The organism is Lachnoclostridium phocaeense (genome assembly GCF_959599685.1).
Taxonomy (GTDB): domain Bacteria; phylum Bacillota; class Clostridia; order Lachnospirales; family Lachnospiraceae; genus Claveliimonas; species Claveliimonas monacensis.
The window spans coordinates 33,052-45,894 of sequence record NZ_CAUGIN010000013.1 but is presented as its reverse complement, the minus strand read 5'-3'; the positions used below and the strand labels follow the sequence as shown (position 1 = coordinate 45,894).

Annotated in this window: 13 protein-coding genes; all 13 read right to left on the bottom strand. The window is 45.1% G+C overall.

Going from position 1 to position 12,843, the window contains the following annotated elements:
• Window positions 1–13: 13 nt before the first annotated feature.
• Window positions 14–901, bottom strand: coding sequence for a hypothetical protein (locus Q5911_RS07690; RefSeq protein ID WP_303182175.1), 888 nt, complete (start codon window positions 899–901; stop codon window positions 14–16).
• A 2-nt stretch (window positions 902–903) separates the two neighbouring features.
• Window positions 904–1,191 carry a hypothetical protein gene (locus tag Q5911_RS07685; RefSeq protein ID WP_303182172.1) on the bottom strand — a complete coding sequence of 96 codons (288 nt, stop codon included), beginning with the start codon at window positions 1,189–1,191 and terminating at the stop codon, window positions 904–906.
• Window positions 1,192–1,224: 33 nt separating this feature from the next.
• Entirely contained in the window at window positions 1,225–1,557 is a 333-nt protein-coding gene (locus Q5911_RS07680; RefSeq protein ID WP_303182170.1) for a hypothetical protein, read from the bottom strand.
• Complete coding sequence (locus Q5911_RS07675) at window positions 1,554–2,009, bottom strand: hypothetical protein (RefSeq protein ID WP_303182168.1); 456 nt, start codon at window positions 2,007–2,009, stop codon at window positions 1,554–1,556. The genes Q5911_RS07680 and Q5911_RS07675 overlap by 4 nt, the downstream gene beginning before the upstream one ends.
• A gap of 70 nt (window positions 2,010–2,079) precedes the next feature.
• Complete coding sequence (locus Q5911_RS07670; RefSeq protein ID WP_303182166.1) at window positions 2,080–2,502, bottom strand: hypothetical protein; 423 nt, start codon at window positions 2,500–2,502, stop codon at window positions 2,080–2,082.
• Between the two features lie 152 nt (window positions 2,503–2,654).
• Entirely contained in the window at window positions 2,655–3,950 is a 1,296-nt protein-coding gene (locus tag Q5911_RS07665; protein WP_303182164.1) for a TIGR02452 family protein, read from the bottom strand.
• A 44-nt stretch (window positions 3,951–3,994) separates the two neighbouring features.
• On the bottom strand, window positions 3,995–4,675 hold the full coding sequence (locus Q5911_RS07660; protein ID WP_303182162.1) for a PoNe immunity protein domain-containing protein: 681 nt from the start codon (window positions 4,673–4,675) through the stop codon (window positions 3,995–3,997).
• Window positions 4,676–4,691: 16 nt separating this feature from the next.
• The gene (locus Q5911_RS07655) at window positions 4,692–6,695 is read right to left on the bottom strand and encodes a T7SS effector LXG polymorphic toxin (RefSeq protein ID WP_303182160.1); all 2,004 of its coding nucleotides are present in this window, start codon (window positions 6,693–6,695) and stop codon (window positions 4,692–4,694) included.
• An 18-nt stretch (window positions 6,696–6,713) separates the two neighbouring features.
• Complete coding sequence (locus Q5911_RS07650; protein WP_303182157.1) at window positions 6,714–6,986, bottom strand: hypothetical protein; 273 nt, start codon at window positions 6,984–6,986, stop codon at window positions 6,714–6,716.
• Window positions 6,987–7,007: 21 nt separating this feature from the next.
• Window positions 7,008–7,460 (bottom strand): YwqH-like family protein, encoded by a 453-nt coding sequence (locus Q5911_RS07645; protein ID WP_303182155.1) that lies wholly within the window; start codon window positions 7,458–7,460, stop codon window positions 7,008–7,010.
• Complete coding sequence (locus Q5911_RS07640; RefSeq protein ID WP_303182154.1) at window positions 7,444–7,794, bottom strand: DUF4176 domain-containing protein; 351 nt, start codon at window positions 7,792–7,794, stop codon at window positions 7,444–7,446. The genes Q5911_RS07645 and Q5911_RS07640 overlap by 17 nt, the downstream gene beginning before the upstream one ends.
• A 161-nt stretch (window positions 7,795–7,955) precedes the next feature.
• Window positions 7,956–8,249, bottom strand: coding sequence for a WXG100 family type VII secretion target (locus tag Q5911_RS07635; RefSeq protein ID WP_303182152.1), 294 nt, complete (start codon window positions 8,247–8,249; stop codon window positions 7,956–7,958).
• A 60-nt stretch (window positions 8,250–8,309) separates the two neighbouring features.
• Window positions 8,310–12,833, bottom strand: coding sequence for a type VII secretion protein EssC (essC, locus tag Q5911_RS07630; protein WP_303182150.1), 4,524 nt, complete (start codon window positions 12,831–12,833; stop codon window positions 8,310–8,312).
• Window positions 12,834–12,843: the final 10 nt, after the last annotated feature.

The following is a 12,843-nucleotide window of genomic DNA, read 5'->3' as shown; positions in this document are numbered from 1 at the left end:
ATCATTTCCTCCGTCAGTAAACCGTAACCTTGCCGGAAGCCGAAATTGCACATTCTGCCTCAACCGTAAATATGTCCTCTCTCAGCTTGTCCTCATATCCGTCCGCATCGATCAACTCCCACTGTACCGCATCCGTCAGTCTCAAACAGATCTGTGCAGCCACACCCTGGCACTGGCTTTCCATCCACTGAGCACATTCCTCTGTAAAATCCTGGAACTGCTCCTCCGTGCACACGCTTTCAGAGATGAAGATGTACGTAACTGCCGAAACTGTCTGAAGTACATTTTCCTCCGTTACACTTTGTCCGTCTGTACCCTGCCCGGAATTTCGAATATCACTGAATACCTTTATTCCACTCTCTGAGAAAGATTGTCCGACAAATTCTCTTACCCTGCTCTCATACAGAGGTTTAACTCCGATATTGCCGTAATCATCTTCGTAATGGTATTCTCCGTCCTCATACGTCCGGTATACCGTTACCACATCCGCTGGTGTTCCTGACGCAGGATATGCCTCCAGATGTTCCTCTTCCAGAGCACCTGCTTCTGCATAAGACAGATAGCAGAAGTCCTCCTGATATTTGTCCTCCAGATATGTAAGCAGTGCCTCAATGGATGTGATTGCATTTTTCTGTGTGTCCGTAAGTCTGTCATAATCTGTCGGAAGGCCCATCTCTTCCAGCAAATCTATCTGTCTCTGTGTTAGTTCTGTACTCACCTGCTCATCCTCCTGATCCGTATTCGCCTGTATTCCCCCAGTATCCGCATCTCCGTCGCTGCCCTGGGTAGCAGGATCCGTGTCATGTCCGAATCCTACGCATCCCGCAGCAGACAATATGCAGATTGCCGCGAGGAGTACAGTAAAAGCCTTCTTCCAAAACACTTTCGATTTTCTACTCACACTTATTCGCCTCCCCGATAGAACCCTGCTGTATATTCATCGGCTGCAGTAAACTCTGCTGCTGCGCTGTCAAGCCGTTCTGCCGTCACAGATGCCAGACTGCTAAGAGCGCTTCCCACGTTTCTCAGCTCTGCAGACATCGCTTCCAGCTCCCTTACAAAAGCACCTTCGCCCTGCTCAAATTCCAGCTGGTATGATCTGGAATCTAGTTTTGCAGCCAGTTCTCGCATCTTTTCAGCCTGCGCTTTTAAATTGACTGTTTTTGCAGCAATTGTTATCACTGATGCCACTATCTTTCACCTCATTTCTGCCTGTTCAGTTACTTACAGAAATCCCGCCAGAGTACTCATGATATCTCCGAAAGATATATCTGGATATGTAAAGTTATCTGCATCCTCGATGTCCTGGATTTCTCTGCTGACACTGTCGGATATCTCCGGAAGCACCGTATCTAGCTCTCTTTTCACCTCTGACAGCCATCCGGAAAGCTGAGCAAGCTGTGTACAGATTAGAACATCTTCTATTCCGTTTCCTGCTGTCTCAGCTATAATCTTGTTATATTCCCGGATGCAATTATCCAGAAACTCGATATATCGCTCTGTCTTATTTAATGCCATGGACAGTTCCCCGTCCGCACATACCAGCTCTCTGCTCATTGTTTTGCCTCCCTCGCCGCCTTTTCCTGCTCTTCTCTGGCAGTATCGATCATATTGTTGAGTGAGTCTATCGATCTCTCCAGTGATGATATCCTGTTCTCACAGTTCTGTATCTTCAGTCTGTACTCACCGAGTTTCAGCCGTATCATCACATCCAACCCGGTAAATGCCGCTCCTACGATCTTAGCCCCGAATCCATTCAATGTTCTCTGGGATCCTTCCAGATAAAGCTGCGCCGTACGACAACTGACAGTTATAGATGAAAGCTCAGATGTCCGGTTAAGCTTTACGGTATTTACATTCTGAAAATTATTCTGGGCTGTATTTACAGCCCCATCAAACTGCCGCAGCGATTCATATGCCCTTTCATATCCACGTATCTTCTGATTCTGCTCTGTGATTTCCTGTTCACAGACTGAACGGCGCCTGACAAGTTCATTTACAATATCCATCTTCTCCTCCTTTCGCTCCCATACTCCATTTTCACAGATGTCTGAGACCTCTCAGACATTGCACCACACTCTATAGATACCTTACTATCCGTCCTGTATGTCTGTAATATTCAACTGTAACACTATTGCTTCCAGACAGTCTAGTATAATCATCTCCCGATATCTCCAGTCGGACTCGTTCCCCCTGACTGTCCGTTCCTGTCAGATAATAGTGCAGCGAAAAGATACTCGTATGCGCCTGGGATCTGCTGACCTGTATATCCGTCAACTGAGTCGTTTCCGGTCCGGAAACAAGATCCAAAGCAGTGCTCCTTGTAAACAGCACGCCAATCATCACACATGCGGCTATAACAAGAATCCGGGCCACTTTCACTGAGCCGGAGATTTTTCCTCTGCTCTTTATGATCTTCACGATCACATAGATACACACCGTCCATATAGCTAGTACATCGCAAAGTTCATCCACCATTATGAGCACTCCCGTCTTCGGCATAAACAGACCTGCTGCGACCACGACAAGCACAAAAACACATAAAATGATTTCATAAGTTTGTATTTTTCTTTTCAATTAGTCACCTCTACTTAACACGTTTACAGCTTTTCTCTAATGAGTTGTTCCTACCACTTTCTTTAAAATCTTAAAATTTACAGCCAGCAGGCCTGCGGCACTTTTTTATGTAAGTTAGATATAATTTCTTTTGTATAATCGCCCCCATTACTAATACCATATGATTTATAAATTTCTGATATATTAATTTCTGAATGACTGAATAAAACTACATATTCACACAAAACACCCGCAAACCCATCGTCTGTCTCAAATCTAACCGGAAAGTCACACGAGATTAAATAATTTCTCCCTAAATCATTAATATCGCCCAAAAGCCTAGTGGTAAAAGGATTACTTGCATAAATTTTGCAATTAAAAGACCCTCTTGATACAGAGACGGAATAGTCCATCTCAAATCCATCAATTCGGTAAATCTTTGTATAATCCGTATCAACAATTGTGTCTTTCAATATTTCTTCACATTTCCCCTGTGCAATCCTTAAAACACTTAAAAACACTTTATCTTGTGGCATATAAGGTTCTTTGCAGTTAAATGCCCTTAAATTACTGCATGGTATGCCTGTCCGTTTTATCGCAAAAACCACATCCTGAAAGGCATTAAAATACCGCTTTTGAGATAATACAGACGCAAAAGAATTAGCCACGACCTCGGGTGGATTATGGAATGCGCCACATCCCCATGCGCCTAAAATAATCACTTCAATATCATTCTCTATCGCAGTTTCGAATACGTTTTTTATCCTCTGTTCATAAATTCTTTGAAGATCTCCATCCGGTAAAATATACTGTGAACCAGAAAAAAATGGCGCCGCTGCTGTAATAACATCTATTTCAAACCACTCATCTGTATATCTTTGTACAGATTCATTTAATCGACCTTTTACATAATTTAAATCTTTTTTAAATACTGTAACTGCCGGCGAATAAATCACTGTATCCGTACCAATAAACATACTATTAAATTGGTTTTTTCTCCGAATACTCTTATGCTTATCGTAAAATTTTTTCGCCTCAAACGATTGTAAACTCCAATACAGATTACTCGCCCGGCAAAGATATTCTTCCTGCCCGTCTGCGCCTCTTAAAACTCCCCCGCCCGGTACAATTGGATTAGCGAAGTTCAGGACTGCCGTCTTTTTTCCACTGTCTACATACTGCTTTGCCTCTAAAAGCGTTAGATTTTCATGAACTCTCGTTCTGCTCCTTGCACAAAATGGCTCTTTATCTGAAAAAAAGCACTCCGCATATACTTTGGTGTTCTGAGTCATATGAAACGTTCGCAAAATTAGTTCTTGATTTATTCTTAGTCTAGTATCTGTATCCGCAAAAACCTTCTTGTTTTCTTCTATTTGAAAGTGGTTGTCTTCCATTTTCCTAAACTTCTCCCAACCTCGAAATGAATTTATGAGCCCGCTCACTTATAATGAACCAGATCATACGGATAATATGGCATATGTTCCATGCCTGTATCATCTATATTTAATATTTTTGCAACAGCTCCAGCTTCAAAACTCCAATAACCATAATATATCTTCTGACTACTCTTATGTGCTTCATAACAACCACAGTCTTCACCATACCAACAGGACAAGTATTCCTGTAGAAATTCTCTTTTATTATGGGTCAATACTACCTTCTGTAGCAAAGAAAAATCTTTCGGGAAGATCAAATCACAGTTTTCATTTTCCACTTTAACTCCGAGCCATGAGCACAGCAGAAAGTTCAAAAGCCAATCATTAATTTCTGTTGTCTTCAGCATATCTTTCATTGCTTTTGCCAACATGGTATCTCCGTCAAATAAAACTCCCAGTGAAATCATCTTTAGATTTTTATTATAATTATCCGGTTCCCAAACCTCTTTCCAGCTTTTCAATAATTCTGCATATTCTTCTTCCAATAACGAGAGGGCATCTCCTCTGGAATATCTTGCTGTTAATATTCCCAACTTTAGATCATGTATCTTTGTTTTTACAGGCAACTGTCTCTCCGGTTTTACTTCACCGTTTGCCAGCTTATTAGAGAATCTGTTTATCCTTACCTGTTCTTCTTCCAAAAAATCATTAAAATATTCGACGTTTTTTATCTTATCTCTCATTTACAGCTTCTCCCTGTCAATTTAAATAATTTACACTAATTGTACCATCCTGATTTACACTTACAACCGTTCTGTCATATCCCTCCAACAAAATTTCATCTGCCATATCTTTGCCAACTGCATTCTCAAGTCGATTACTCCCATTAATCCAACTATCGCTCATTTGAATTCCATCTCTGGTTTTTCCCAGCTTTGAACTTCCATATTTAGCCTCTGCGATTATATATGGCGGATGTCCATCAGGATTATAGTACACACCATCTATACCTTTATGGCTTGGAGCATCCAAATCAGTAACTTTATCCAGACTGATTCTTTTGTATCCATTTTGCTCAAAATGGAGATCCATCTTCATTTCTCCATAATTGCCTTTTTGAAGATTATTGGTAAGTTGAAGCTCCCCATTCTCTACTTTATTGATAATATCGCTCGTATTACTTAGATTTTGCGGATGATAAAAGTGTTCCTGTGCAGCAAACTCTTTTGCTCGCAAATCAATCACAGCATCCGTATCCACCTTGCTAATGGCAATATGTTCATCGAGCTTAGTATCAGCCAGATTCCATGCATCTATATCTGCCTGCGTCAGGCCGGGATGTTCAATATGTACTCCCTTTTCCAACTCGTCCCAGTACTGATTATACCGCTTTGCATCATCAAAGCTCATGTCATCTGCAAAGCTTGCATCCTTATTCACGCTGATCTTCTGCCCTGCAAGATCCATCCCCTTATCCAGCCCGGCGCTTATACCAATATTTAATGCCGCAGACCAGGCCGCATTAAGATCTAGTTTCTCCGTTGCAAACTCCGTGATTTCTCCGCTGATCTTATCACTGATAGTATCTTTGACCGTTTCTTTAGTAATCGTTTTTATCGCTGTCTTGACGAGGACGTCTTTTCCCATACCTGCAACGCCGTTTATAGACTGACCTACTGGTACGCACATTCCGGCTACTGTCATACTCAGGCTGCCCCATATGTCATAAAGCTCCTGATTCCCTGCAAAGACAGTATCACGGATCGGATTGACAGCCGCCGTCTCCAGATCACCGATGCTCCCAAGATACCAGTCCTGGGCCCCTTCTATCGATGTACTTGCCCCGTATACGATTGCGCTTCCTCCGGCAATTCCGGCAGTGACAACGATCGGTGTTGCCATACCTGCAGTTCCCACGATTGCAAGCGTACCGACGACGATCGCAAGACCGCCCTGGAGTAGTTTTGCCTGGCCTTCCGCCTCTCTTGCCTCACATGCCGCTTCATAATCCGCCTGCATCTGGGCAAATGCATCCTCCTGCTTGGCTGCCGCCAGCTCTATCTCTTCTTTATGCTCTTCCACATACTCACTGCCGGCCATGGCCCGCTGATACAGATCCAGTATGTTCGTATTTCCGGCAACAGAACCGGGCTGATAAGAAGCAATATTCGTACCATTAGACAAGTATCCCTGTATCGCAGTCTGCAGGCTGTCTATCAGTCCCTGCATCTCTCCCTGCACAGACGTAAGTTCTCTGGCTTCGTAGCTTTCAATCTTCTGATCGAATTCGTTTAATTCCCGCTTCAATCCGTCCATTGTATCTTTTAAACTAAAAATGGACGGATTCTTCAGATAAATTAAATCCGAAACACTATTCACACTACTGCTGATACTATCAGAAATATCCTGAAGTTTTTCTGATTCATCACGCAATTTCTTTTTTACATCCTGAAGAGTTTCCTGCGGAAGATTGGCATAGATATTCCCGTCAATGTCATAATATCCATTTTTATATAAAAGATATCTGGACTGATAAACCTGAAGGGTCTGCTGTACAAAACAAATCATCAGCCCGTGAACTTCCTGGAGATACGCCTTGGCCGATTCTGCACTTGTTCCCTGAAAGCTCTCCATATCTACAAGCCTGATATACTCCTCTGACCAGTCTGATAATTCATTATACCATCCACTGATCCTGTTGCATATCAGCAAATACAGCTGATCCATAGCGCTGTATTTGATCACATAGTCCTTTCCGCTCATAATCCTTTCACTCCATTACTATTTCCAAAGATTTGTCAGCAGTACGTCTACTTTGAGCATACTTACCCCTACCTTGCTGATCGCATCGATATCCTTCTCTATAAGCTGCTGATAACTCAGCATAATGGACTGTAGCTGCGCATACTGTTCCAGATACTCTTCAAACACTGAGGATTGCTCCCCCATGGAGTCCCAGCCTTCCGTAGTCGTATTGATCTGGTTCGCTGCCTTTCGCATTGATGTGAGAGCCCCGACAAAGGCCACCTCGTTTATACCGATCATTTTCATCATAATTAAGAAGCACCTCCCGCCTTAATTACAAAGTGTCCGGATCTTATTGATCAGAGAATTGATTGCCGATACAAGTCCCAGTATATCCCCGTTAAGTCTGAGGTTGTCATTCTGCAGTCTCGTGATCTCGTCACAGACAGCATCCAGAATCTCATCGATACGCTCGACATAGGTCTTATATCCGGGCACGATCATATTGTTAAATTCATCCACCGCTTTGTCCCGTTTATCCCCGACCCATTCCGCAAACTCTCCAGCGCTCTCAGCGTAATCCCTCAGAGAGTCATATCTGCTTTTCGCTGTATCCTTCTGTGTCTCCAGATTGCTCTTTACGACTTTCAACCGTCTGATCTTCTCGTCATTCTCGCGGCATATATTTTCTTTTTCTTCTTTCAGCCTTTCGTATCCGGACTTTTCATTGCGGGCATTCTGCAGCTCTCTGGCTTTTCTCTGCTCGTCATTTGTGTTCCTCACGCTGCTGCCTCCTCTGTCTGTTCCACTCCTCGGTATCAATGCGCTCAAATGCCGAATTCTCATACCACTCGTTAATGTTATCGACCATCATCTTGTCGTCGTCATCCGTATATCCTGTAAAGACAACCTTCGCAATATCCTTATGGTTAAAATACAGAATCTGATCGCCTATGATTCCCTGCGGATACAGGCTTCCGCCATAATCAAAATAGCCTGCCGGCGTCGTAGTTGCCGTTACCAGCCCCCGCGCATTAATGACGATTTTCTGTACGCCTCCTCTTAATATCACGATGCTTCCCAGCGGAAGATAATCGATTCTTTCTTTATCTTTCATGAATATGTCAATCCCTTCTCACAATTTTTATATATTTGTATCGTCCTGATAACATCTATAACTCTTCTGACTAACCGTCAGCTATTTTCAAAAACATATTCTGGAATCTTCCCCGGCGCCTTTTCCCGCGCCGGGGTCCTTTGACAAACTACCAATGCCGGCTAACCTCTGAACTGGCTTGCAATGCTGGCATCTGTCTCTTCCACGATCCTTGCTGTGGAATCAAGAGCAGCAGCAATCTCTCGGATGAGCTCTTCTGCCTTCTGGAAGCCTGGCTTGAGTTCCTGGTAACGTGCAACGTAAGACTCACTTGCAGCACCTTCCCACTCTCCCTGAAGTGCGGAAAGCAGGGAATCCATCTTGGAGATAACACCGTTTACGGTATCTGCCTCCGTACGGTACTCGTTTGCCCTCTGTCTCATCTGATCCGGAGTGATTCTGATCTGGTTTGCCATTTTGTTTTCCTCCTCTTTGGAAATTTATTTATATATCCGGTCTCCCGGGTATATACATGCTTATAAGCCCTGCTCCGGCGCGGCGAGCGGCGTTTTGAGCTTCATGCACTCATTATCTCTGATGTAATATCCGTCGCCCGTCTCAATCGGCTTCTTGAACTTTCTTGCCACTGCAAGCGGCATGTCATATATCTTCATATTAGAAATATCGTCAAAATACATCATATGGTGCTGATCACGGATGTTCTTGAATATCTCCGGAGCACTGTACGGTATCGGTACATTTTCCACCGCCGAAATAATGATGCATACATTCAGGTTCTTATACCTGCCTGTAATATTCTTGTACGCTTCCATCGCCTCTCTGTCATTGCAGATGGCAGTTGCCGCGTCATAGCTGTCGATTACGAGCATGAGGAGAGGAGATGTGGAGAGTACTCCGTCATCGCCTGCTGCCAGAGCATCATACCGCTCTTTCAGCTGTTCTTCGATTTCTCTCACAAACTGGAGGGCATCATCTGTAAGAATGCTGTACCCGCATGTATATTCTCTTCCCTTTAATACCGCAAGGCGCTTTCCAATACTATCCGCCACATACAGCTTCATCTGTCCCGGATACATGATATCCAGCATATTAACCACATATCTCAGCCAATTATGACGGCCGGCTCCCTCTCTACCAGTAACGGCAAGTACACCTATGGATGCGAAATCGAGCATATGCGGCATAACCGTCTCATAATCCAGCCCGACTGCAACCGTAAATCTCTGCCGCATCATGCTTTGGAATTCATCCTTCATATACTGCTCGTTCAATACGGCAGGAATAAGCGGGATACGTACTGCCGCCATATTGCCGCAGGATGCATTCGTCTGCGCAATGTATTCCCGGATCTTCTGCGCTCTCTCGAACTCTTTCTCGCCGAAAAATGCCAGGTAGCACTGACACTCCAAATGCCGCTTCTCAATCTCCACGAAGCAGCGTCCTGGTATATTGTCCAGTCTCTGGTTACAGTGCTCAAACAGCGCGCCATACTCACTCGAATCGTTACAGAAAGTTGCGATACGCACGGAAAAATTAGACAGATATTTATACCCGATTCCCGCAGTCTGTGCGTTTGCAATAATAATACTGATACCCACAGTGATTCCTTCCCGGCACAGATTCAGCAGCTCATCATCATCCTGGAAATACAGTTCCTTCAACGCCGTCAGGTTATCTATGATCAGTACGATCTGCGGCAGGTCTGTCCGTCCAGCTTCTCTATAGGCTGTAAACGAGCTGACGCCAACAGAGATAAGCCGTTCTTTTCTCTCCTCCAGCTCCGTGCGGAGAAGCTTGAACAGATTCTTAAGCTTCTCATCCTCCGAAGCACAGACAACTCCTCCCACATGGTTCAGGCTGTCGAAATTCTTCAATACCATGGATGCAAAATCCAGGATATAGATGGATACTTCCTCCGGTGTATACCTGGTTGACAGACTCCGGATAATATTTTGCAGGATATTCGTCTTTCCAGTCTGTGCTGAACCGATGATGATCGTATTCTGGCTTCCCACATCCACGGAATAGACGCCCTGATACTGATTGTCCGGATCATCATAAATACCAAGATCCGCATAGAACCCGCCGTCTCCTCCTGCCGCTGTATCCTGTAATGCGAAGTCGATATGTTCGCTCAGTGCCGGGAGACATATATCCGGCAGTTTTTCCAGATGATTCTTTCTGCAATATTCATTTACATACTTCACGATCGCATCAAGCTGAGTAATACTTCCTTTGCCGCTCTTGTCCTTCTTCTGGACATATACCGGCGTCTTCTTTCCTGCATCCGGCACCTGCCATATGGTGAACTCCCTGACATTACTGTCGTCGGATACCGCCGGCGCCCCGCTGTATGCAGACTGGAACAGCTCAAAGATCTCGTTATTTCCCACCTGCAGGTATGCCCGGCCCGGTTCTTTGATCTCCGCCGCCAGAGGCGATTTGAGCACCTCGTTACTGTCTTCCTTACTCTGCACCTTCAGGCAGAGCTTGAATCTGGAATTACTCCAAATCTGCTCATTGACCTGTCCGGCAGGCTTCTGTGTAGCCAGGATCAGATGCACGCCCAGGCTTCGTCCGATACGAGCCGCCGAGATCAGTTCTTTCATAAATTCCGGCTGTTCTGCCTTTAGCTCCGCAAATTCATCCACAATGATGATCAGATGCGGCAGCGGTTCCTTTACCTCGCCCGCCTGATATTTTCTTATGTATTTATCAATATGGTTTACTTCCGCATCCGCAAAAAGCCGCTGACGCTTCTGAAGCTCTGCCTTGATAGACTTCAGGGAACGATTGATTGCTTTCCCGTCGATGTTCGTGATCGCTCCCAGCAGATGGGGAAGCTCCTCGAACTGATTCACCATGCCGCCGCCCTTGAAGTCGATGATCATAAATCCCACTTCATAAGGATGGAACAGCGTTGCCATGGAGAGAATATATGTCTGCAGGATCTCAGACTTACCGGATCCTGTCGTCCCCGCCACAAGACCATGGGGACCGTGTGCCTTATCATGCAGATCCAGGCTTATGATCCCAGTCTTGGACACTCCGATCGGTGCTGCCATGGACCGAAATACGTGCGACGTCTTCCACCTTACTCCCAGGTCGATGTCATCTACCGTGAATATCCCCATCATCTCAAACATACTGATGCTTTTGGTAAGAGAGCTCTCCAGAGAAATCTCCTCCGTGTAGACAGGTGCCAGAATATCCACGACTCGACGCGCCTGTCTGTCACTGATATGGGGATAGAGAAATACGTTCATCCGTGAACGGTCTTCTGTATCGATCAGTACGCCCTGCTGCGCATCAAGGATATTGATCAATGCCGAACAACCCACAGGGATCTCCGAACGGTCATTTCCGAAGAATACAAAAGTCACTCCCAGATCCTTTGCATTTTCCACAAACTTTGATACCGGATGGTTCTTAAACCCATATTCATCATAAAAAAACACAATAATATGATTGTCATAGGACTTATTCTGTTCTCTTATCGTCAGCTCCTTATACAAATACTCAAAGATCAGGTTCTTGCTCTCGTCATCACTCACGATCGCCCTCGTATCTGTCTGTTCACAATATGCGTTTGGAAGAAACCGCAGCCAGTGCACTCTGTTCTTATGCTTCTCCTCTACCACAAAGAAAAGTCGTACATCTGAAAAATACTGGCGGGATACAAGATCAACGATGATATTCTTAAACAGTTCGAACCGGTACTGCTCCTGTCCCGTGATTCCCAGCGCGTTCATGGATTTCAGGTCACATACGACAGGCACGCCCTGGATATATTTATACGCCTCACTGATCTGCTCCGGCATAAGCTGCAGGTCGTCCTCGATCTCCAGGCGCTCCTGCTTCTTATACTTAACCGGACGTCTGGACTCCACTGCCCCGCTGCCGAGACGTACACACAGGAAGTCCTCATCCTCGGGGACACGGTCAAAGAGATCCGGTGAAAAGCTCTCCAGACGCTGTTTTTCAATGTCCTGTGACACATAGATCTCTTCCAGAGATTTTCTCTCCCCGGCGCGGCACTGTTCGATCTCTGCCGTCTTTTTCTCTATGTAAGCGTTATACTTTATGATCCTCTCTTCTGATTTCTCTTTAAAATCCTTTTTCCCCTCTCGAACGCCCATGACCGCCGTGATGATTGCGATCACGCCGGAGATCAGAGAGAACAAGATCATGGTGCCGCCCATAAAGGCCATGGCGCCTGCGGCTATCAGGATTCCGAGAGACGGGAATATCCGCATGAACAGATTGTTCTTCGGCTTCTGCGGCTTTTCAGGCGGATCCAGTATTTCAATCTCATCCTCGCACACCACCGTCTTCAGCCTTGTATTGCGGCTGAAGCCCGGATAGCTCTTATGTTCTGGCGCGTCACGGAAGGAAAGCCCCGTAATCCCCATATCCCCGCGGATCTCTGTCCATATTTTTCCGTTTTTATAGTAGAAGAAATAATCCGATACAGAGAAGAAATCTCCGCTCCTGATCTCTTCTCTCACCTCTGCTTTTCTCCCGTTGTGGTATATCCCGTACATCGTCCGCTCTGTCTGCAGCATCAGAGATTCATTCTGCCGGTAAAGAATCAGGGATTCATTAACCGTGTACTGACTGCGCAGGGTGATATTGCAGCCGTTTCCGGAGCCAATTCGCATAGACTGCACTGCTCCCAGGTCAATGATCCTCTCATATTTCCTGTTTCCACTCTCAAAGTCGATCAAAAACTCCAGGGTAAACACAGGGTTATCAGATTCCTGATACTTCACTTCAAGTGAATCCCCATGCTCCAGTTCAGCTGTCATCAGCTTTCTTACATCTCCAAATGACAGGTACAGATTATCCGAACACAGAACAGACCATTTCCCGTTCATCCTGATGAATGTAAGCTCAATCTGGCCGAAGAACAGATCCCTGTACAGACGCACACCGCAGTCAATACCTGTTCCGACTTTCAGTTCTTCGGCGTCCGCTGCCAGCTCGACCTCTTTATAAAGATTTTTGTTGGAGATGATAATCTTATACCTGTTATCCATACCGCTGCAC

Excerpts from the sequence above, each read along its gene's own strand:
- Q5911_RS07640 (WP_303182154.1), bottom strand. The coding sequence starts at position 7,794 with ATGAAAGATAAAGAAAGAATCGATTATCTTCCGCTGGGAAGCATCGTG.
- Q5911_RS07655 (WP_303182160.1), bottom strand. The coding sequence starts at position 6,695 with ATGAGCGGAAAGGACTATGTGATCAAATACAGCGCTATGGATCAGCTG.
- Q5911_RS07660 (WP_303182162.1), bottom strand. The coding sequence starts at position 4,675 with ATGAGAGATAAGATAAAAAACGTCGAATATTTTAATGATTTTTTGGAA.
- Q5911_RS07650 (WP_303182157.1), bottom strand. The coding sequence starts at position 6,986 with ATGATGAAAATGATCGGTATAAACGAGGTGGCCTTTGTCGGGGCTCTC.
- Q5911_RS07675 (WP_303182168.1), bottom strand. The coding sequence starts at position 2,009 with ATGGATATTGTAAATGAACTTGTCAGGCGCCGTTCAGTCTGTGAACAG.
- Q5911_RS07635 (WP_303182152.1), bottom strand. The coding sequence starts at position 8,249 with ATGGCAAACCAGATCAGAATCACTCCGGATCAGATGAGACAGAGGGCA.
- essC (WP_303182150.1), bottom strand. The coding sequence starts at position 12,833 with ATGGATAACAGGTATAAGATTATCATCTCCAACAAAAATCTTTATAAA.
- Q5911_RS07680 (WP_303182170.1), bottom strand. The coding sequence starts at position 1,557 with ATGAGCAGAGAGCTGGTATGTGCGGACGGGGAACTGTCCATGGCATTA.
- Q5911_RS07670 (WP_303182166.1), bottom strand. The coding sequence starts at position 2,502 with ATGCCGAAGACGGGAGTGCTCATAATGGTGGATGAACTTTGCGATGTA.
- Q5911_RS07665 (WP_303182164.1), bottom strand. The coding sequence starts at position 3,950 with ATGGAAGACAACCACTTTCAAATAGAAGAAAACAAGAAGGTTTTTGCG.